18 protein-coding genes and 1 pseudogene are annotated in these 17,243 nt (G+C 65.3%); 13 read left to right on the top strand and 6 right to left on the bottom strand.

Going from position 1 to position 17,243, the window contains the following annotated elements; all coding sequences use genetic code 11:
• The first annotated feature begins 184 nt into the window (after positions 1-184).
• Both lon and Q322_RS0103005 read left to right on the top strand, forming a co-directional pair.
• Positions 185-2,659 (top strand): endopeptidase La, encoded by a 2,475-nt coding sequence (gene lon, locus Q322_RS0103000; RefSeq protein WP_029475801.1) that lies wholly within the window; start codon positions 185-187, stop codon positions 2,657-2,659.
• Positions 2,660-2,738: 79 nt separating this feature from the next.
• A complete protein-coding gene (locus Q322_RS0103005; protein ID WP_029475803.1) occupies positions 2,739-3,266 on the top strand; it encodes a YqgE/AlgH family protein in 528 nt (175 codons plus the stop codon).
• A gap of 154 nt (positions 3,267-3,420) precedes the next feature.
• Here the strand turns inward: Q322_RS0103005 and murA are convergent, their stop codons facing one another.
• On the bottom strand, positions 3,421-4,698 hold the full coding sequence (gene murA / locus Q322_RS0103010) for a UDP-N-acetylglucosamine 1-carboxyvinyltransferase (protein WP_029475805.1): 1,278 nt from the start codon (positions 4,696-4,698) through the stop codon (positions 3,421-3,423).
• Positions 4,699-4,994: 296 nt separating this feature from the next.
• Here murA and Q322_RS0103015 point away from each other — a divergent pair, with 296 nt between their 5' ends.
• Positions 4,995-5,228, top strand: coding sequence for a hypothetical protein (locus Q322_RS0103015; RefSeq protein ID WP_029475807.1), 234 nt, complete (start codon positions 4,995-4,997; stop codon positions 5,226-5,228).
• Between the two features lie 172 nt (positions 5,229-5,400).
• Positions 5,401-5,988: a class I SAM-dependent methyltransferase gene (locus Q322_RS0103020; protein ID WP_245593115.1), complete on the top strand. Its 588-nt coding sequence runs from the start codon at positions 5,401-5,403 to the stop codon at positions 5,986-5,988.
• A 26-nt stretch (positions 5,989-6,014) separates the two neighbouring features.
• Here Q322_RS0103020 and truA read toward each other — a convergent pair whose 3' ends face one another.
• A complete protein-coding gene (gene truA, locus Q322_RS0103025; RefSeq protein ID WP_029475811.1) occupies positions 6,015-6,806 on the bottom strand; it encodes a tRNA pseudouridine(38-40) synthase TruA in 792 nt (263 codons plus the stop codon).
• Positions 6,807-6,884: 78 nt separating this feature from the next.
• On the opposite strand from truA, the gene Q322_RS0103030 reads away from it, so the two are divergent.
• The 5 genes from Q322_RS0103030 to Q322_RS0103050 all read left to right on the top strand — a co-directional run bounded on the left by Q322_RS0103030 (position 6,885) and on the right by Q322_RS0103050 (position 9,964).
• Positions 6,885-7,724 (top strand): M23 family metallopeptidase, encoded by an 840-nt coding sequence (locus Q322_RS0103030; RefSeq protein ID WP_245593116.1) that lies wholly within the window; start codon positions 6,885-6,887, stop codon positions 7,722-7,724.
• Between the two features lie 15 nt (positions 7,725-7,739).
• Positions 7,740-7,973, top strand: a complete 234-nt coding sequence (locus Q322_RS0103035; protein ID WP_029475815.1) for an antibiotic biosynthesis monooxygenase family protein — start codon at positions 7,740-7,742, stop codon at positions 7,971-7,973.
• A gap of 103 nt (positions 7,974-8,076) precedes the next feature.
• Positions 8,077-8,421 (top strand): PadR family transcriptional regulator, encoded by a 345-nt coding sequence (locus Q322_RS0103040; RefSeq protein ID WP_415831100.1) that lies wholly within the window; start codon positions 8,077-8,079, stop codon positions 8,419-8,421.
• Entirely contained in the window at positions 8,418-9,626 is a 1,209-nt protein-coding gene (locus tag Q322_RS0103045; protein ID WP_029475819.1) for a permease prefix domain 1-containing protein, read from the top strand. Before Q322_RS0103040 ends, Q322_RS0103045 begins: the two co-directional genes overlap by 4 nt.
• Positions 9,626-9,964 carry a permease prefix domain 1-containing protein gene (locus Q322_RS0103050; RefSeq protein ID WP_029475821.1) on the top strand — a complete coding sequence of 113 codons (339 nt, stop codon included), beginning with the start codon at positions 9,626-9,628 and terminating at the stop codon, positions 9,962-9,964. Before Q322_RS0103045 ends, Q322_RS0103050 begins: the two co-directional genes overlap by 1 nt.
• Before the next feature lie 213 nt (positions 9,965-10,177).
• Here the strand turns inward: Q322_RS0103050 and Q322_RS24375 are convergent.
• Positions 10,178-10,501 (bottom strand): annotated as a pseudogene (locus Q322_RS24375) (IS701 family transposase); the annotation flags it as partial.
• A 420-nt stretch (positions 10,502-10,921) separates the two neighbouring features.
• Here Q322_RS24375 and rimP point away from each other — a divergent pair.
• Genes rimP through infB form a run of 4 tightly spaced genes read left to right on the top strand, consistent with a single transcriptional unit; the run spans position 10,922 to position 14,835 of the window.
• On the top strand, positions 10,922-11,437 hold the full coding sequence (gene rimP / locus Q322_RS0103060) for a ribosome maturation factor RimP (protein ID WP_084147754.1): 516 nt from the start codon (positions 10,922-10,924) through the stop codon (positions 11,435-11,437).
• A gap of 40 nt (positions 11,438-11,477) precedes the next feature.
• Positions 11,478-12,665 carry a transcription termination factor NusA gene (gene nusA, locus Q322_RS0103065; protein ID WP_029475825.1) on the top strand — a complete coding sequence of 396 codons (1,188 nt, stop codon included), beginning with the start codon at positions 11,478-11,480 and terminating at the stop codon, positions 12,663-12,665.
• 54 nt (positions 12,666-12,719) lie between these two features.
• A complete protein-coding gene (locus Q322_RS22160; RefSeq protein WP_245593120.1) occupies positions 12,720-12,989 on the top strand; it encodes a DUF448 domain-containing protein in 270 nt (89 codons plus the stop codon).
• Positions 12,982-14,835, top strand: a complete 1,854-nt coding sequence (gene infB / locus Q322_RS0103070) for a translation initiation factor IF-2 (protein WP_029475827.1) — start codon at positions 12,982-12,984, stop codon at positions 14,833-14,835. Before Q322_RS22160 ends, infB begins: the two co-directional genes overlap by 8 nt.
• Before the next feature lie 87 nt (positions 14,836-14,922).
• Here the strand turns inward: infB and Q322_RS0103075 are convergent, their stop codons facing one another.
• The 3 genes from Q322_RS0103075 to Q322_RS0103090 all read right to left on the bottom strand — a co-directional run bounded on the left by Q322_RS0103075 (position 14,923) and on the right by Q322_RS0103090 (position 16,947).
• Positions 14,923-15,642 carry a hypothetical protein gene (locus Q322_RS0103075; RefSeq protein WP_051668066.1) on the bottom strand — a complete coding sequence of 240 codons (720 nt, stop codon included), beginning with the start codon at positions 15,640-15,642 and terminating at the stop codon, positions 14,923-14,925.
• A gap of 76 nt (positions 15,643-15,718) precedes the next feature.
• Positions 15,719-16,420 (bottom strand): hypothetical protein, encoded by a 702-nt coding sequence (locus tag Q322_RS0103085; protein ID WP_051668068.1) that lies wholly within the window; start codon positions 16,418-16,420, stop codon positions 15,719-15,721.
• Entirely contained in the window at positions 16,417-16,947 is a 531-nt protein-coding gene (locus Q322_RS0103090; RefSeq protein WP_029475831.1) for an RNA polymerase sigma factor, read from the bottom strand. The genes Q322_RS0103085 and Q322_RS0103090 overlap by 4 nt, the downstream gene beginning before the upstream one ends.
• Between the last annotated feature and the right edge of the window lie 296 nt (positions 16,948-17,243).

Below are 17,243 nucleotides of genomic sequence, written 5' to 3' on the forward strand. Positions count from 1 at the left end.
CCTCCGGGGGTAGGCTCTGGGAGCAACACACGCGCGGCAGGCCAGATGGCTCAGATTCAGAAAGCACTTGCCTTGACTTCTTAAACTTGATATACTTGCACTCAAGTTTCCTGGCAGCACCAGCAGTATATGCCATCGGAAACCTCCTCTTTCCACCGACCTGCAAGGGCCAAAGGAGTTCCGCATGCCCACCGACACCAGCACCCCTCCCACCAGCACCGCACTGACCCTTCCCAAAATTGTCCCCGTCTGCCCGGTGCGCGGCAGCGTGATCTACCCGACGATGGTGCAACATATCGACGCCAGCCGCTCCATCTCCATCAATGCCATCGAGGCCGCCATGAACGCCGAGAAGGTCATCCTGATCGTGTCCCAGAAGGACAAGGACGTGGACGATCCCAAGGGCGCGGACCTGTACGACGTCGGCACCGCCTGCAACGTGCTGCGCGTCCGCAAGAATCCCGACGGCACCGTGCAGATGCTGGTCAGCGCCGTGGCCCGTGTCAAGGTGGGCAAGTACACCGAGGGCGATTATCTGCGCGCTAGCATCACCGAGCTGCCCGTGCCGGACGACGAGGCAGTGGAATTGCAGGCGCTGAGCCGCGAGCTGCGCGAACGCTTTGAGGTGATCGCAGGCAACGGCAAGATCAGCAGCGAGAGCGTGCAGACCATCAACGGCAAGGACGACGTGGGCGAGATGGCCGATCACATCGCCTTTAATCTGGATTTCCGCCTGGAAGACAAGCAGCGCCTGCTGGAAGCCGTGCGCCTGACCGCCCGGATTCGCACGCTGCTGACGCTGCTGGACACCGAGCAGGAAGTGCAGGCGGTGCAGGCCAAGATTCGCGCGCAGGTCAAGGACGAGATCGACAAGAACCAGCGCGAGTACTACCTGCGCGAGCAGATGAAGGTGATCCAGAAGGAACTCCAGGGTGGTGAGGACGGCGAGGAGGGCGACGAGGCCGAGGTCTTCCGCACCAAGATCGACGCGCTGGAACTGAAGCCCGACGTGAAAAAGGAAATCGACCGCGAGGTCAACCGTCTGGCCCGCATGCATCCCGACGCCGCCGAAGCGTCCGTGATCCGCACCTACCTGACCTGGGTCACCGAGCTGCCGTGGAACATCCGCAGCGAGGACCGCCTGGAAGTCGAGGAAGCCGCGCAGGTGCTGGACGAGGACCACTACGGTCTGGAAAAGGTCAAGGACCGCGTGCTGGAATTCCTGGCCGTGCGCCGTCTGCGTAAGGAACGCGCCGAACGCGGCGAGCTGAGCGCCGAGGACGTCAACAAGGGACCGATCCTGGTCTTCACTGGCCCTCCCGGCGTCGGGAAAACCAGCATCGCGCAGAGCATCGCCAAGGCGCTGGGACGCAAGTACGTGCGGATTGCGCTGGGCGGCGCACGCGACGAGTCCGACATTCGCGGCCACCGCCGCACTTACATCGGCGCGATGCCGGGCCGCCTGATCCAGGGCCTGCGGACCGCCGGAACCAAGAACCCGGTGATTCTGCTGGACGAGGTGGACAAGCTGGGCAGCTCGTACCAAGGCGATCCGAGTGCGGCGCTGCTGGAGGTGCTGGACCCCGCGCAGAACCAGAACTTCACCGATCACTACATGGGCGTGGCCTTTGACCTGAGCGAGGTGATGTTCATTGCCACCGCCAACTACCCCGAGCAGATTCCCGCCGCGCTGATGGACCGCATGGAAGTGATCGACTTTTCCAGCTACATCGAGCAGGAGAAGTTGGAAATTGCCAAGCGCTACCTGATGCCGCGCCAACTGACGCAGAACGGCCTGAAGCCCAACCAGATCAGCTTTACAGATGCGGCGCTGGAACGGCTGATCAGCCACTACACCCGTGAGGCCGGGGTCCGCAATCTGGAACGCGAGATCGGCACGGTGGCCCGCAAGGTGGCCCGCCGGATTGCCACCGGCGACGTCAAGCGCGTCAAGGTGACCGATAAGGAGCTGGAGCGCTACCTGGGCCAGGCCCGCCACACCCCCGAAACCGAGAACCGCGAGGACATGGTGGGTGTGTCCACCGGGATGTTCTACACGCCCGTCGGCGGCGACATCCTATTCGTGGAAACCTCGATCATGCCCGGCAAGGGGCTGGTCCTGACCGGACAGCTCGGCGACGTGATGAAGGAGTCGGCCCGCGCCGCCCTGACCTATATCAAGAGCAACGCCGAACGCTTCCACATCGACCGCGCCCGGATTGAGGACAGCGAGATCCACGTTCACGTTCCCGCCGGAGCGATTCCCAAGGAAGGCCCCAGCGCGGGCGGCGCGATGGTCACCAGCCTGATCAGCGCCCTGACCGGCATCCCCGCCCGCCACGACGTCGCCATGACCGGCGAGATGACCCTGACCGGGCGCTATCTGCCCATCGGCGGCCTGAAGGAAAAGGTGCTGGGCGCGCGGCGTGCGGGCATCAAGCACATCATCATGCCCAAGGCCAACGAACCGGACCTGCGCGACATTCCCACCCACCTGCGCTCCAGCATGCGCTTCCACCCCGCCGAAACGGTGGATCAGGTGCTGGACGTGGCTCTGGTGGGCGGTCTGAAAGCTCTGGAAACCCCGCGCGGAGACGAGGCGGCCACCCCGGCTGGCAAACGCCGTCCGGCGCGGCGCGGCGCGGGTGCCAGCGCGTAATTCTCCCCAATCAACACGGACCCCTGCTGCGGTGGGGGTCTTTCCATGTCTCCGCATGCCCGCTATGCTGTGCGGCGCGATGAGCGGGCCACTGACATTCCTGGTTGCTAGTCCCCACCTGCACGGCGAGGTCTTCGGCGGCACGGTGATCCTGCTCCTGGAACACGATTCGAAGGGCGCAATGGGTCTGATCGTCAATGCCCCAACGCCTCAGCCCGTCTCCGAGTTACTGGCCGGTGCAGAGGGCCAGGCCGCCCCCGCGTGGCTGGGAGGCCCGGTAGACCCCACGCTGGGCTGGTGCCTGTACCCGGACGCGCTGGAACTGGACGGCGAGATCAGTCTGGTTCCCGGCCTGAATGTCTCCAGCAGCCTGGACGTGCTGCGCGCCGTGATGGAAAGCGGGCAAACATACATGCTGGTCCTGGGCTACGCGGGCTGGGGCGCCGGGCAACTCGCGGGGGAGGCGCGGGCAGGCGCGTGGGTGTGGGTGGAGCAGGACACCCCAGAGTTGCTGTGGAACATTCCGGCGCCGGACCGCTGGAACGAGGCGTTACGGCGGCTGGGCGTGGTTCCTGGGACCATCATGCCGGGCGGGGCGCAGGCTTGAGGTGGGATTGGCGGTGAATCCATGCTGTTTTGGTTGACGGCTAGGATAGTGCGCCCCCGCCGCAAAGGGAAAACAGTGATCGCTGGACATCGTATGGCCATCAAGGACGCGTCCGCCTCGCAACCGGAGGCAGGCGCGTTTTTGATCTATCTCCTCAATCCATCGCTAAAGCGAGATCGTGCTGCTGCACGCTCGCCCCAATGCCGCGCAGACGCTCGGCCAGGCGCTCATAGCCCCGGTTCAGATACTGCACGCCCTCGATGACCGTTTCGCCCTCGGTGGTCAGGGCCGCGATGAACAAAGAGGCCCCGGCGCGCAGATCAGCGGCCTTGACCGGCGCGGCGTGTAGCTTTGCGCCCTGGATGACCTGGGTATAGCCGCTGACGGTAATGTTCGCGCCCATACGGTGCAACTCAGCCACATGGGTCAGGCGGTCCGGGTACACCGGGTCCTGCACCACGCTGGTGCCGGGTACGGTGGCCAACAGGGCGCTCATCTGCGGTTGCAGATCGGTGGGAAAACCGGGAAAGCTCTGGGTGGTCACGTTGACCGGCTTCAACTCCGCTCCGGTGGCGTCCACGAGCAGGGTGTTGCCGTCCTCGGTGATCACCACGCCCATTTCCTGCAATTTGGCGGTCACGGCGCGCAGGTGATCGGGGCGCACGTTCCGCACCCGCAGCTTGCAGCGGTTGGCGGCGGCCAGCATCATGAAGGTTCCGGCCTCGATGCGGTCCGGGATGACCGTGTATGAACCGCCGCGCAGGGCGGGCACGCCGCGCACCGTGATGGTGTTGGTCCCCGCACCCGTAATGTTCGCGCCCAGCGAGTTCAGGAACTCGATCATGTCCACCACGTCGGTGTCGATGCTGGCGTTGTCCAGCACCACCACGCCGTCCCCCAGCACGGCGGCCAGGATGGCGTTGTGGGTGCCGCCCACAGTCAGCAACTCGAAGGTAAACTGGCCGCTGAGGCTGCCCCCGCACCGCGCATCAAAGTTGCCGCCGTCCTCGGTCAGGGTCACGCCCAGCGCGCGGAACGCCTTGACGTGCTGATCGACCGGACGCGGTCCCCAGGCGCAGCCGCCCGGCATGCTGACGGTGGCCTGCCCGGTGCGGGCCAGAATTGCGCCCATCACGATAAAGCTGGCGCGCATCTTGCTGACCAGCGCGTAGGGCGCGTCGGTATTCAGAATCTCAGGGGTGTACAGTTCCAGGCTGTTGTCGCCCATCCACTTGTGCTGCGTCCCCAGGTGCGCCATCAGGTCCAGGATGGTAAAGACGTCGCTCAGGCGCGGAATGCCGTGCAGCGTCACCGGTTCACGGCTCAGCAGCGTGGCGACGATCACCGGCAGGGCAGCGTTCTTGCTGTGTTGAACGTTAATTTCGCCGCCGAGCGCGCGGCCACCCTTGATGTGCAGCGGGGTTAATTGCATGGCATTCAGTCCTCTTGGAAACGGTTGGGAAGGTCAGGTGGAAACAAACCAGAACAGTCTAGACGCTCACAAGAACGTTCACCAAATCGGCGTCCACAGGTGCATGTTACACATGATGCTCACTGTACGTCTACTCTCAAAGGTTAGGTATCCTCAAATTGCGACATGGCTTTCTTCATCTCGTGAGCATGATGTTGAGGTGAGTGTCCCCCCGTGCTACGCTCGGCTCACGCTCTGCCGTAGCCCGGCCTCATCAGCCCAGAGGGCACACCCGCGCGGCCCGCACCAGGAGAGGCATGCCCAAAAAGGAACGTAAACGCTTGCAGGTGGTCATCAGCGACGAGCAGGACGCCCTGCTGACGCGCACCGCCTACGAGCTGTCCAGTCCCGAACGCCTGATCAGCAAGAGCGAGGTCGTGCGGCTGGCCATCGAGAAAATTGCCCGTGAACTTGGCGAGGGTCCGCAAACTGGACAGATCGAGGAATACCGCGCCATCCTGGGCAGCGGGGGGGCCGAGGAAGAGGCTTGAACGAGAAGACTCTCCGTAAAAACATGCCCAGGCGCGGAAGATTGTATTCGTCCGCGCCTCTTCGTATCCTTTTGTTTGCGAGGAACACGCCCTGACTGACCCGCCCCATTCCCGCGCGTGGTACGCCCGCCTGGCCCGTGAGCTGGGCGGCTACCGTCACCCATGGACCCGCGTGCTGGACGGCCCGGACCCGGAACTGACATTCGACGCGCTGGTGCTGGAACACCTGCGCCCGGAAACCCGCGTGCTGGAGGCGGGCTGCGGCCACGGCCCCGATGCGGCGCGCTTCGGCAGTGGGTGCGCGCAGTGGGCGGCCTATGACCGACAGCCAGAGCTGCTGGCCCTGGCCCAAGACAATGCCCCAGCCGCCGAGTTTCACCTGTGGGACGGCAAGGGTGAGGTGCCGCAGGAACTGCGCGGCCCCTTCGATCTGATCGTGTCGCGCCGGGGGCCGACTTCGGTCATCAATCATCTGAACGCCGTGGCCGCGCCGGATGCCCGCTTCGTGTATGTGGGGCCACGTCTGGATGTGCCTGGCGTGCCAGAGCGACTGGGAGGAGTGGGCTGGGCCTTATTGGGCGAGTGGCGCGTGTCCGTCCGGGCGTGGGTGCCGACCTGGACCGACTGGCAGACCCGCTGCGAATGTATGGGCGAGACGGCCAGCCGCGAAACCTGGAACGCGCACGCTGGCACGCGGGGGATGCCCTACCACGAGGAACGGTACGTGGTGCTGGCGGGGCTAGAGTCGGCGTTGGGCTGAGTTGAGGTCACACCGTTCCGTGTCTCTCAGCCCAGACCCTCACTGCCGTAACTGGCCCCGCTGAAATACAGGCCGTGGGCCGGAACATTCGCCCCCGCCTGCGCCCGCTGGCGGGAGGCGAGGATTCCGGCTACCTCCCCTACCTCCATGCGGCCCGCGCCGACCAGCAGCAGCGTGCCCACCAGACCGCGCACCATATGGCGCAGAAAGCTCTCGCCCGCGACGTGGATCTCCCAGACCGTGTTGCCCGGCTGGACCGTCAGGCCGCGCAGCTCCCGCACGGTCTGGCGGTCCTCCTGGGTGGCAAAGGCGGCGAAGTCGTGGGTGCCGGTCAGCCGGGCGGCGGCGGCATTCATGGCCCCGGCGTCGAGTGTGCCCGGTACATGCAGGGCGCGGCCTGTCCACAGCGGATGCCGCTGCGGCGCGCACAGCAGCCGGTACACGTACCGCCGCTCGGTGCAGGAGAAGCGCGCGTGGAAACCCGGCGGGGCCGCCTCCACGTCCTGCACCGCCAGCGGGGAGGGCAGATGGGCATTCAGCGCGCGCGCCAGCCGGGGCAGAGGCACCTGAAAGTCGGCGGGAACGTCCACATGCACCGGCATGGCCTCGGCGTGAACGCCCGCGTCGGTGCGCCCGGCGGCAACGGGCCGGAAGACCTCCGGCATCAGGCGCAGGAAAGCTGCCTGCAAGGTGTCCTGGACGCTGGGGGCTGTGGGCTGCGACTGCCACCCGGCGTAGGCCGCACCGTCCCAGGCCACGGTCAGCCGGAGCCGAGAATATCCGTCCGGGGGGGCGTAGGCAGGGCGCGGACCACTCATAGCGCACAGGGTAACGCCAGGCCACCGGACCCAATCCGGTCTCATGGAAACTGAATACCAGCGGGTATGCTCTGGAACGTGAAGAATCTGCTCTACGCCGCGCTGTGTCCGTTGATGCTGTGCGGCCTGATATTCAGTGGCTGGGCGGGGGCCGCCACCTCGTACCGGGTCAGACCCGGCGACACCCTGGGCCAGATCGCGGCCCGGGCGGGCCTGAGCGTGCAACAGGTGCAGGCGGCCAATCCGAAACTGCGGGGCAAAACCGCCGTGCAGGCAGGCTGGCTGCTGACCCTTCCGGCACGGCCCGGCGCGGCCACCCAGTACCGGGTGCGCCCGGGCGACAACCTGAGCCTGATTGCCAAGCGGTACAGCGTCTCGCTGGCGCAACTCCTCCGGGCCAATCCAGGGTACGCGGGCGGCAAACCGGTTCAGGTGGGCGCAGTGGTCAAGGTCCCATCCCGCAGGGTGTCGGGCACCTCAACCCGCACTCCCGCCGCCACCGTCCGCACCGCCAGCACGTCCAACCGCGCGGGCGGGTGGCTGTGGCCGCTCAACGGGTATCAGACCATCAGCAGCGGCTACGGCGAGCGCACGCTGGAAGGCACGGAAGAGATGCATTACGGCGTGGACATCGTGGCCCCGCTGGGAACACCGGTGCGGGCGGCCAGGAGCGGGCGGGTGCTGGAATCGCGGCCTGACTTCGACCGCGGCTGGGGCTGGACCGTGGTGATCGAACATCCGGACGGCTGGATCACCCGCTACGCCCACCTGAGCGCCAACCTGATCAGCAAGGGAGAACTGGTGAACCGGGGCCAGGCGATAGGCCGCGTGGGCAATACGGGCCGCAGCACCGGGCCGCACCTGCATTTCGGCACTTACCTGCGCTGGAACCCGCGCGATCCGCTGGGCCTGTACTAGAAAGGGAGGGACGAGTTGAGCAAGAAAGTCCATTACGCCGAGGCGCGGGGAGACTGGGCCGAGACCCTGCTGCGCGGCTTCCTGGCTAGTCTGCCCGCCCACTCCGGTTTCCTGAGCGCGGAGTTGCTGGGCAGTCCGGGGCAACCGGGGCTGTACTTGGTGGCGAGCCGCTGGGCCACGGAGGTGCCAGAACTCGGGGTGCCAGACGGCGTGAAGGCGTGGAGCTTCGAGGTTCTGGCCGAAGTTTAAGCTGGCCAATTCGCGGACCTTGCATTCCGATGTCGCTGACGCTAAGCTCATCTTACATCGGAAAACTATGTCGTCTCCCCTACCCGATGTGCCAGGAGGTTGAATGAACACCCCCACGATGAACCCCCAGCAACTCAAAGGGCACCTCGATCTGCTGCTGCTCGCCACATTGGAGGACAGCCCACGGTACGGCGGCCAGATTATCGCCGACGTGCAGGCCGCCACCGACGGCTTTTTTAACCTGCGCGAGGGCACGCTGTACCCGGCCCTGCACCGATTGGAAAAGGCCGGATGGATCGCGGGCGAGTTTCAGCAGCTTCCACGCGGCGGCAGTCCGGTCAAGGTCTATACCCTGACCCCCACAGGGCGAACCGAACTGCGCGAGCAGCGCGAGAAGTACGAACGCTTCGCCCATGCTGTGCGCGGCGTGATTGGTGGCAGCATATGAAGGGGGTTGACCGCTACCTGATGCGCGCCACCCGTGGACTGTGGGGCCAGAAGAAGCGCGACGCCCAGGCAGAGCTACGCGGCGCAGTTGAAGACAAGATCTACCGCTACCGCCTGAGCGGGCTTGGTGAAGCTGAAGCCGAACGCACGGCGCTACGTGACCTGGGCAGTCCTGCCACGATTGCCCGTGACCTCAACCGCATCCACACCGGGCCGCAGATCGCGCGGATAACGTTGCTGCTGGGCCTCACTGGTCTGCTGAGCTTGCAGGCGGTGGCGCAGGTCCAGCCCATCCAGACCGCCTACACACCCAGCTACATCAACACAGTCTGCCGTGTCGCCACGCCTGCCGAACTGCTCACCGTCACGCCCGCCATTCAGGAGCAGTACCGCCAGCAGCTCGCCCGTTACGGCGGCGCGCAGGCTTTCCTTCGGCGGTGCCGGGGTGGGGAACTGCCTACCGTGGGTAGTCCACTGCTGAAGGTGAGTGACGTCCTGGCCGCGTTGAAAATCGGGGGCATTGATCTGGGGATCCAGGCGGACTCCACCTCAGCCACTTCAACGACGCCCCTGATCCTTTATACAGGAACAAACCACGATGCCCCTGGCCCGCTGTACCAGACCACGGACATTGGCGGCGAGCGCTACATCAGCACGGGCGACCTGATCGGGTTCCTGACCTTTGCGACCACGCAGCCCCTGCGGCTCAGCGGTGCCCGCAATCCAGTGTTACAGGTGGGCCAGGCGAAGCTGCAACTGGGGACAGCGCGCGCTCCACTGCTCAGAACCAACGTGGTGGCGGGTGTGATCTTGCGCGGCCTCGGGGAACTGAATCTGCCCCGCCCAGCAGAAATGGCGTATGGGATAGATGGCGGCTTGCCCCAGCCCTCAGCGCCGCACCTGTCGGTCCCCGGTCAGGACGGGGAACTCTTCGCGGTCATCCAGAACTTCGAGCGCCTCAAGGACAACAGCGCAGAGTGGCTGATGGTGCGCGAACGCATGGACGGCACCATTCCCATCGCTTTCCAGACCGTCACACCCGCACCCCGGCTGGTAACCACCCTCAAGGAACTGGATGCGGCTACCGCCCGCAAGGAGAATGCGGTGATGGTCTACCGTCTCAACGCTGCTGATCTGCGTCAAGTCTCCCTCGCACAGATTCCAGCCTCGCAGCTTCACCTCACGCCCAGACCAGGGGGGAACTGATGACGGCCATCCAACGCTTCCTGAACCAGGCCACCCGAGGGTTATGGGGCCAGAAGAAACGCGACTCCCAGGCTGAGTTAATCGGCGCGATTGAGGACAAGATGTGCCGCTACCGCCTGCTGGGCTTGAACGAAGTGGACGCCATCACCGCCGCCCTGCGCGACTTGGGCAGCCCGGCGGCCATCGCCCGCGAACTGGGTGAGGTGCGTACCCTGCCGCAAGTGATGAAGACCCTGCTGTTCATAGGGATTGGGGCCACACTCAGTTTTCAGGCGCTGGCGCAGGTGCCGGCGGTGCAGTTCCGTGTACCTGCCCTCGGACGTTCAGCCGCTCTGTGACCTAACCACCGCCCAGGAACTGGCCGCCGTGCCCGCGGCGCAACGGGACAAAACCGAGCGGGTGCTGAAGGCATAGGGCGGCCCTGAAAAATATCTGGAACACTGCCGCAACGCTCCCCTGAATACGCTTGATGCGCAATGAGAGTGACGGAACAACGGACGGTCTTCGCAAGTGCAAGAACAGTTTGTGACCCCAATTCTTGATGCTGAAACTCAGGAGTTGCACCTTGTAGAGCGGAGTGAACAGCCGTGCTGGTGCAGGAATTCAGCGTTTTTCGAGAACAGGTGCAGCAGTCGGTTGAGATGCAGGTGAGGCAGCACCGTGACCAGCGCCAGGAACGCACATTCCTCCAGAGTCAGCCCGTCCTGCCGATGGAGGATTCAGGGCGTCCAGGCCAGGAAGACCAGCAGGATCCAGCGGTCCAGCCCTACAGCAGTTCGCAGTGCGAACTGCGCCAAGCCGAACTGATGCTTGCCTTCCTTGAAAAAGGATTCTTCATTCCACCGCGCCTTGCCCTCGGCGATCACCTCGTCTCCCTCCCGGGTTGTTTGCCGTCAATCGGCCCCGTAGTAAGGACATGTTGGGGTGGTGGGTACGGCTGAGCGCCAAAGTGGCGGCCTACCACCTGCTGCTTCGTCTGAATGCCGCTTGGGGGCGGCCTTTAGAAAGCCATTTGGACTTGCTCGCCCTGCCTTAAACCTATTGCGCATCGAGCGTTTCTAAGGGGAGGTGCCCCGAAGGGGCGGAGGGGTTAAACCGTGGGACCCACCCCTGAAAACCACTCAAAAGCATCCTCCCTTTCACCGCGACTTTGTGACTCCCCTCGCCGCCCAAACCGGCGCATCGGCTATACTCCTCTTGAAATTCCTCGAAATAGAGGGGTGGGTGCGGTACGCCCACCTTTTTTCGTGGAGGGGGTGGTCCGGTGGGTTTCTCGTGTGAGAGGCCCCGACAATATGAATAACAACGCGAATAACAACGAAACCGACAACTCAGAGGGCCAGACGGCCAACAACGCAAACGGGCAGATCGCCCGGCTTCAGGCCATCGCGCAGCAGAGCGTTCAGCCGCTGGGCTTCGAGGTGCTGGAAGTGCAGCTTCAGCATGCGGGCGGGGAATTGATCGTGCTGGTGCGGATCGACCGCCTGGACGAGCAGCCCGTGACAATGGCGGACATCACCGGGGCCAGCCGCGCCGCCGAGGCCGAGTTTGACCGCGTGGACCCGATTACAGGTGAGTACCGCCTAGAATTCGAGTCGCCGGGGGCCAAGCGTCCGCTGCTGCGCGCCCGGCATTTCGAGCGCATGGTGGGCCTCAAAACCCGCGTGCGCGGCGACGGCCAGGCGTTCATCGCCCCGATCAAGGCCGTGGACGGCGAGGACGTGACCTTCGACGTGAACGGCGACGACGTGACCCTGCGCGCCGGAAGCTTCACCGCCAATCTGGCCGAGTTCCCGGACCGTCACCGTTGAAGCTTGACCGCCTCCACAATCCAAAAAAAGGAAGAGTGAGATGACCCAACCAGAATTCAATTTCGCCGACGCGCTGCGTGAAGTCGCGCAGGCCCGCAACATCAACGAACTGGCGCTGATCCAGGCTTTCGAGGAGTCTCTAGCGCAGGCCTACACCCGCAACGTGGAACCCGATAAGCGCATCGAGGTCCACCTGGACCCGGCCAGCGGCGAGCTGGAAGTGCTGGTGGTGCGCGAGGTGGTGGAGGTGATCGAGGACGAGCACATGCAGATCTCGCTGGCCGACGCGCTGGAGCTGGATTCCGGCGTGGAATTGGGCATGGAGATGGAGTTCCCGGTGGACCGCGAGAAGTTTTCCCGCATTGCCCTCCAGGCCGCCAAGCAGACGCTGACGCAGAAAATGCGCGAGACCGAGCGCAACGTGGTCTTCAATGAGTACAAGGACCGCGAGGGCCAGGTGCTGACCGCGCAGGTGGTCCGCAGCGACAACAAGGGCAACTGGTTCGTGGAACTGGGCGCGGGCGAGGCGATCCTGCCCCCCCGTGAGCAGATTCCCGGCGAGAAGCTGACCCCCGGCAACCGCGTCAAGATCTACCTCAAGGAAGTCCGCAAGACGCCCAAGGGGCCAACCATTCTGGCAAGCCGCGCCGACGAACGCCTGCTGGACTACCTGCTGCGCCAGGAAATTCCCGAAGTCGCCAACGGCATCGTGGAGGTCAAGGCGATCTCGCGCGAGGCCGGGCAGCGTTCCAAGGTGGCGGTGTTTTCCCACAACTCCAACGTGGACCCCATCGGCGCGTGCATCGGTCACCGGGGCAACCGCATCCAGGCCGTGACCGGCGAACTGGGCCGCGAGCGTGTGGACGTGATCCTGTGGGACGCCAACCTGCGCGACTTCATCCGCAACGCGCTGTCTCCGGCCAAGGTGGGATTGATCGAGGTGCTGCCGGACCGTCAGGAAGCCACCGTCACCGTTACCCCCGATCAGCTCTCGCTCGCTATCGGCAAGGGCGGACAGAACGTGCGGCTGGCGGCCAAGCTGACCGGCTTCAAGATCGACCTGCGCGAGACTGCCGCCATCAATGATCTGGACGCCGCCATGCAGCAGGCCTTGCAGGACGAGCAGGAAGGCCGCGAAGGCGACGGCGCGCAGTCCGCCTTCGACGCGCTGTTCAAGGACAGCAAGTCGGTGGCCGTCGCCACGCCCGAGGACATCGGGGAGCAGTAAGCCTTGACTGCCGCCCTGCCAACCCCCGTTAAGCATGTGCCAGAACGCACCTGCGTGGCTTGCCGCCGCAAACGCCCTCAAAGCGAGTTTTTGAGAGTAACGCGGCTGGACGGCAAGTGGGACATGCGGGCCGGAAGCAGAGTCGGACGGGGCGCGTATGTCTGCGCGGATTCCCCCGAATGCTGGCAGGAAAAGCGGCTGCGGCGGGCCTTTCGCGCCCAGGCCGCCGGGATCGCGGCGCAACTTCAGGACCGCCAAGAAGCACCACAGCAGCACCATTCCGCGCCAGATGCGCGGGTCTCACCGGAGGTGAGTCATGTCTAAAGTCCGAATTTACACGCTGGCCAAAGAGCTTAATCTGGAAAACGCCAGGATGCTGGAAATCCTCGACGGGCTGGGCGTCTCGTACAAGAGCGTCAGCAGCACCATCGAGGAAGACACGGTTGAATTGATCAAGCAGATCGTGGCCGAGGAAGGCAGCGGGGCCGGGGAAGCTCAGGCCGCCGCGTCCGCTGAAGCTCAGGATACTCCGAAGCAGGCGGCGGCTCCCCAAGCGTCTCAGCCTGCCGCTGCTGGCGGAGCCGCCCAACCTGCGGCCCAAACCTCAGCCTCCGCAACGGCCACCCAGACCCGCGATGATGTCGCTCCCGAAACTTCCAAGGCCGATGCGCCCAACCGCGCCCCGGTCGTGACCATTATGGGCCACGTCGATCACGGCAAAACCTCTTTGCTGGACTACATCCGCAAGACCAAGGTGGCGGCCAAGGAAGCGGGCGGGATCACGCAGCATGTCGGGGCCTTCGAGGCGCAGACCTCCAAGGGCAAGATCGTGTTTATCGACACGCCCGGCCACGAGGCGTTCACCACCATCCGGGCGCGCGGAGCCAACGTCGCCGACATCGCCATCATCGTGATCGCCGCCGATGACTCACTGATGCCCCAGACCCGTGAGGCCATCGCGCACGCGCAGGCCGCCAAGGTGCCGATGATCATCGCCATCAACAAGATGGATCTGCCGCAGGCCAACCCGGATAAGGTCAAGACCGACTTGACGCAGCTCAACCTGGTGCCGGAAGAGTACGGCGGCGACCTGATCGTGGTGCCGGTGAGTGCCAAGACCGGCGAGGGCGTCGAGGACCTGCTGGAATACATCAGCCTGAACGCCGAGCTGGAAGACCTGCGCGCCGATCCCAAGGGTGAATTCTCGGGCGTGGTCATCGAGGGCAAGGTGGACAAGCAGTCTGGCGTCCTGGCCACCGTGATGGTTCAGGAAGGCACGTTGCACGTCGGCGATTTCCTGGTGGTGGGCGAGAACTACGGCAAGATCAAGGCCATGATGGACAGCGCGGGCGGGCGCATCAAGGAAGCGGGTCCCAGCACCCCGGTGCAGATTCTGGGCTTCAGTGAAGTGCCCACCAGCGGCGAGAAGGTCAGCAGCGCCAGGAACGAACACGCCGCGCGTGACCTGATCGCCTCGCGCGCCAGTGACCGCCGCGACGCCGAGGGCGCGCAGGTGCTGCGCAAGCTGACCCTGGAAGAGATGATGGGGCCACTGAGCACCGTGCGCACCGTCAACCTGATCCTGCGCGCCGACACCCAGGGCAGCGTGGAGGCCATCCAGGGCATCCTGGCCCGCAAGGAGTCCGAGGACGTCAAGCTCAATGTGATGCTCGCGGGCATCGGCTCACCCACCGAGGGGGATGTGCTGCTGGCCGGCACCGCCGAGGCCACCATCCTGTGCTTCAGCGTCACGGCCCCCAGCGGCGTCACCAAGATCGCCGAGAACAAGGGCGTGGACATCAAGTCCTTCCGCATCATCTACGAACTGATCGACGAGGTGGACCGTCTGATTAAGGGCAACGTGGAACCCGTGTTCGAGGAACAGTACCTGGGCCGCGCGGAAGTCCGCATGGTGATCAAGCACCCGCGCTTCGGCAACATCGCCGGATCGTATGTCACCGACGGCAGCCTCAAGCGCAACGCCAGGGCCAAGGTCACGCGCGGCAAGGAAACCGTCTATGAGGGCACGCTGGTGGGCCTCAAGCGCCTCAAGGACGACGTGCGCGAGGTCCAGACCGGCTACGAATGCGGCATCAACCTGGACTGGGACGGCGCGGAGGTCGGCGACATCATCGAGGCCAGCGAGATGGTGGAAGTGGCGCAGGCGTAAGCCAGGGCATCAACATAAGCCAGGGCATCAACAATTGAGGGGGGCCGCTCCGGTTTGGAGTGGCCCCCCTCTCTTTTTAGCTCTGGTTCAGGGTTTGACCACAAACCAGACCTTGCCCACGTTCTGCCCGGTGGTGTCGCCGGGTTTGCGGTCCTTGGCCCAGAAATACAGCGGTTGCCCATCATAGGTAACCTGAAGCGCACCGTCCTTACGGGCCGTGGTCCCCAGCTTGCTGCCCTTCTCGGCACTCAGGTAGGCGCTCAGCAGCGGCGGCCAGGCGGCGGCGCACCCGTCGTAACAGGTGCTGACCCCCTTCTCGTCCTTGGTGAACAGATACAGGGTCATGCCATTTGGCGCAACCAGGTAGTCCCCCAGCTCGCCCCCCTTGGAAGTGCTGACGGTGGGGGCGGGATTGACCGCGTACCAGACCTTGCCCACGTCCTGCCCGGTGGTATCGCCCGCCTTCTGGTCCCGCACCCAGTAATACAGCGGCCAGCCGTTGTAGGCCACCTGTTGCGCGCCGTCCTTACGCTTGACCAGCGTGACTTTACCGGGCATTCCGGCGGGCAGTTTGGGCAGCGCGTCGGCCAGCAGCGGGGGCCAGGCGACGGCACACTGCTCGTAGCAGTTGGTCACTCCCGGCTCGTCTTTGGTGTACAGGTACAGGGTCATGCCCTTGTCGCCGGTCAGGATGCTGCCCAGCCTGGCGTCCTGGCGCAGGTCCAGTTGCGGGGTGGCGGCGTTGGCAAGGGCCGAGCAGACAAACAGGGCAAGGGCGGCGGTGCGGACAGTCTTGGTCTGGGTCATGGGGAGCCTCCACTCCCAGAAACGCGGCGGATGCCTGTTTGGATTCAACCTCAGCCCACTTTTCAACTTATTCAACTCAGAGGCTGGCCCAGCCCAGAATCAACGTCGGTTTGGTCTGCCCGGTCATGTCGCGTCCCGCGTCCTCCAGGCTGACGCAGACATAATCGCCGCCGCCCACGCTGGCGGCCAGGACGCCGTGGGCGCTGCGGGTGCTGGGCGTCAGGGGATCGCCACGCGTCCAGTTGGAGGCCACCCAGACCTGATAGACCTTGCCGGGCGCGGGCGGGGGCAACACGAACAGCACCTCGCGGCTGGGCAACAGCAGCAGGTGTCCGGCAGCGGGGCGGTCCTTGGCGCGCAGGCCCAGCACCGCAACCCCCGGCTGCGCCAGCCAGCCTGCCACCTGACGCTGCTCGGCGCGCAGGGCATTGGCCTGGGCCTGCTGCCAGCCGCCCCAGCCGATGGCCCCCGCCCCCAGCAGCGCGAGAATGGCAGGCAGGGCAAAGGCGGACGGGCGCAAGGAACGTGGCCTCTTTCCAGGGGCATGCCCCGGGGCGGACTGCGGAGGCAGCCGGAGCGTGCGGCGCAGCGGCGGCAACTTGCCCGCCGGTGGCAGCGCCTCGACCTGGGCCGCGAGTTCGTCCCGCCACACCACCACCTGCGCCCGGCACGCCGCACAGCCCAGCAGATGGGCCTCGGCCTGGGCCTGCGCCGGGCTACCCAGATCGCCCACCGCGTAGGCCCGCAGCACATTCACGTCGGGGTGCGGGGTAGTCACGATCCCTCCAGGGTACGGCGCATTCTCGCCAGGGCGCGGCGCACCCGCGTCTTGACCGTGCCCAGTGGCAGGGCGTGGGCCGCAGCAATCTCGCCGTGGCTGAGGCCCAGAAAGAACGAATCGTGGATCAGGGCCTGATCGTGGGCCGACAGCCGAACCAGCGCGCCCTGAACCACCATGCGGGTGTCCAGCTCCGGTCCCGAGCTGGCAGATGGCACCTCGCCCAGCAGGGCCTCGCTCCCCTCCAGCACGGGCCGCGCCCCCCGCGCCCGCAGGCGGCTGAGGGCCTCGTTGCGGGCCACCGTGTACACAAAGGCGCGCGGTGATCCCAGTTCGGGCCGGTACTGGTGGGCGCGCCGGAAAAGGCGCTCAAACGTGTCCTGTAGCACCTCCTGTGCCTCCTCGCGGTCTCCCAGCAGCCGCCAGGCCAGGGCGTGGACATGCCCTCCCAGCCGGGCATACAGCTCGGCCAGCGCGCCCTCGTCGCCGTGGCGCAGCCGCAGCATCAGCGTCAGTTCATCCGTCATGGGCTTCCACCCAAGGATACGCGCCGCCGGGCCGGTTGGATTCATGGGGACGCCGCGAGATCAGGGGAGCCGGTGACAGATCAAAGGCAACAGGCCCGCAAGGACGCACCTTGCAGGCCTGACCGATTCGGACTCCGACTGAGAGGTGTCGTGAACACCTGGACACCCGAGCGGGCGTCCAAACGTCCTCATGGGCGCTGCCCTGGACAAGACAGCACGCAGGAGAACAACGGGTTCCGGGCAGGGAGTGGACGGGGAATGCGCTGTCCCGGTTTGAGCGCGTTACAAACAAAGTC

This window comes from Deinococcus frigens DSM 12807, from assembly GCF_000701425.1.
GTDB classification, from domain to species: domain Bacteria; phylum Deinococcota; class Deinococci; order Deinococcales; family Deinococcaceae; genus Deinococcus; species Deinococcus frigens.